Source organism: Candidatus Cyrtobacter comes, assembly GCF_034470605.1.
GTDB classification, from domain to species: domain Bacteria; phylum Pseudomonadota; class Alphaproteobacteria; order Rickettsiales; family Midichloriaceae; genus Cyrtobacter; species Cyrtobacter comes.
The window spans coordinates 1-3,264 of the sequence record NZ_JARGYT010000109.1 but is presented as its reverse complement, the minus strand read 5'-3'; the positions used below and the strand labels follow the sequence as shown (position 1 = coordinate 3,264).

Sequence of the window (3,264 nt, the reverse complement as noted above, 5' to 3'; positions counted from 1 at the left end):
TTCGCTAAACTCAAAGAAAATCGACGCTTAGCATTACGATTTGAGAAATCCGATCTCTCTTTCCTTGCCTTTATAGCTTTAGCATCTATTAAATACAACCTTTGTTAACAGTGCCTAGTGACTTACTTGCCTTCCCATCTTTTGCTTTGTTTCTTTTAAGAATGGATATATTAATTCTTTAAACTTACCTTCTTTTATTGGGTACTTCCTCTCATTTAACATTCTTCATACTTTTTATGTGTTATTGCCGCAGTATAACATAAAAGCTCCTTTCCTTTGAGTTGTTAACAGTGCCATATGCAGAAACAAAGGTATAGATACAAGAGTTATCTATTTATCGAAGGTGATGTAAGGACGCAAAAATATTATGAGATTAAGAAAGTGTAATGTTATATGCGATTGGCAAATCCTCATATGGATTTATAGCAAAGCTATTTGTGGTATCGCGCACTACAGCCTATAACTGGATAGCTTCATCTGAGATTGAATAAAATCACAAACGATATTCAAGAAATAGAATTTGATGAGATGTGGCATTTTATACAATCAAAAAGAAATTGATTATTAAAGCATTGGATCGTGGAGAACTATTGCCTGGGTTATGCTAAAACCTTCGAAAAACTTTATAACAAAATAAGGCACATCAAAGATGCTAGATATTATACAGATAACTGGAGTGGTCTGTCTTACCAAAAAATCGCCATTTTATAGGGAAGAAGTATACAAAGATAAGAGACAATAGCGACATCACCTTGGAAGAATGACGACCAAAGTAGTTTCAAAAAAGGAGGAGATGATTGAGATGTCGATGAAATTGCGCTCTTTCTATGCCAGAAATCTTCCAGGCTTATAGAGAGGCTTTTCTATCTCTCTTTATATGAACACTCTCAAATGTTTCTAAATTTTCTCATCTCTAGTTAATATTTTATTATATTGTATAGATATTGCGGGTGTATATAGTAGCGGCATACTTTGGTGTTGTGGTAATGTATGAGTGCAGTATTTTATAATGAGAATGATATAGCTAGTAAATTTTCAGAAGTGGTGAAGAAGTCTTCTGAATGTCTGCCTAGCTCTTGTCCAAGTGGCGTATATTTTAGCGGTAATGGCGATGCGCAGGGGCTTTATGCGCTAGGATCGCAGATAGGTGGGCCACAAAGCACTATGCGGCATGGAGAGACCAGTGAATGGTCAAGTAGTAGATATGCCATACTTGTTGGTGAGGGAAATTACAATATGCCTGATCAATTTAAGCTTGGGTATTATACTCAGGTTATGGGTGTTGCAAATGATGAAAATGGTGTTCATGTTGCTCCTGGTATCAATGTGCTTAATAACTGTGAGAAAGTTGGTGATGCTAACTGTAAAGCTCCAGGTGGACTTGATAATTTTTGGCGTAGTCTGTCTGATATCTCTATGGAGATAGGAAGGCTTGGTGCACCACTGCGCTTTGCAGTTTCACAAGCGGCGCCTATTAGATCGGTAAATATAGTAGGTGGCGATATATTGATGTGTGATTGGGGGCTAGGCGGGGATTGTGGATTTACGAGTGGTGGGTTCATCAGTAATATGCATATTAATAGCAAGCTGATACTTGGATCGCAGCAACAGTTTTATGTCACAGATTCTACATTTTCACAGCTACAGGCAGGCGTGTGGAATATAGTCTCTAATAATAACCAAGGTACTGTATTTGGTGATGGTGATAGCTCCACTAAAAACATTTGGAAAGGTTATCCTTTTACACAAACCACCGATGATATGCATCTTGTTCATCCTAAGCTGCTATTTAATGGAAAATGGAATGTAAAACTTGCGCAAGATATAAAAAATGCTGACGATTTTGTGTTGCTTTCATCAGATGTTTCACCGGCAATTATTACTGCAGCCCAGATACAATCTATCAACTCTGCATTGGCTGGTGGCGCACCAGGCCTTATTATAACACCTGGTATATATGAATTGGGTGGGGTCCTGAATATTCCGGATAATAAAATTGTGATCGGGCTCGGATTACCTTCTTTAGTGTGCCAAAGTAGTTCAGGTGGATGTATGCACGTTGGTAGCGAGGGTGTACATTTAACCGGTATTACTTTTGATGCAGGTGTTAATGGTTCTGCCTCTGATCAGGAGAATGTACTGCTTATTGTTGGTGACTTACTGCATGGTAATAAGGCTAACCCTACTGTACTTCAGGATGTATATTGTAGAATTGCACGTATTAATGATGGGCAGATATCTCCTGTGGCTTACGCTTGTGTGCGTATAGATGCTAATTGTGTTGTGGGCGAGAATTTATGGTTGTGGAGGGCAGATCATGATGCGCAGGCTTTACAGATTCCGTTTAGTATTAATTATTGCAAGCATGGCTTGATAGTGAATGGTGATGACGTGAAGATGAAGGGTTTATTTGTTGAGCACTTTAATGATATTCAAACGGTTTGGTTAGGTAAAAATGGACAGATCAAGTTCTATCAATCAGAATTGCCTTATTTTATGCCTACTGGAGGTGTAAAAGTAGATTGTACTATACCAAACTCGACAGAAGTTATACAAGAAACTGTTTGCCCTTCTCTTTATATTGCCGCTAGTGCCTCTGGTTTTGATGCGCGAGGAATTGGTGTATATTGCTTCTTCCCAAATGCTTTGGGGCAGGGGACAATTAAAGCTAATACTGTGATCAAAACCAACTCACAAGATGCATCATTTGCACATGTAGTAGTGCGTTGGCTTAATGGAGATCCAGCTAGTGGAATAAATGCTATACTAGAAGATAGTCAGGGTCGTTTGTTTCCAGAGGGTAGTTCTGTAGATGGTAATAATAATAAAGGTTACGCTTTTGATACCTTCCCTCTTCATCTTGAATTAGATGATATATGTATTGATGTGGAATGTGCCGTATAAAACGGTTTAATCAAAACTATAACTTCAGGGGCTATATTAACATTATAAAGATTGGTATGCCCCTAGAGTCAAACGCTTTGGTCTTCGCTTAAACTTTAACTAGATTTCTTTCGAAACTGTGGTATGGAGCAGAAGTATAAGATATAGTAATTTGTATTAGTCAAGATTTAATCTTACAGATAGTACAACTCAAGAAGAAAAATCTTATCTGAATTTACACTGTCAGACTTATCTTCGAGATACAAAACCTCATTAGATTTAGGTATGTCACGTTAAGTGTGTAAGTTGAATTTTAAGCCCTACATCTGTCAGGGAACAAGATGTGGAACTGATTGAGAGCTAAGGCCCAATCTCTGATCG

The 3,264-nt window shown here is 37.9% G+C and carries 1 protein-coding gene; it reads left to right on the top strand.

The window, feature by feature from the left end; all coding sequences use genetic code 11:
* Positions 1–990 precede the first annotated feature (990 nt).
* Complete coding sequence (locus tag Cyrtocomes_RS05650) at positions 991–2,904, top strand: hypothetical protein (RefSeq protein WP_322498216.1); 1,914 nt, start codon at positions 991–993, stop codon at positions 2,902–2,904.
* The last annotated feature ends 360 nt before the right edge of the window (positions 2,905–3,264 follow it).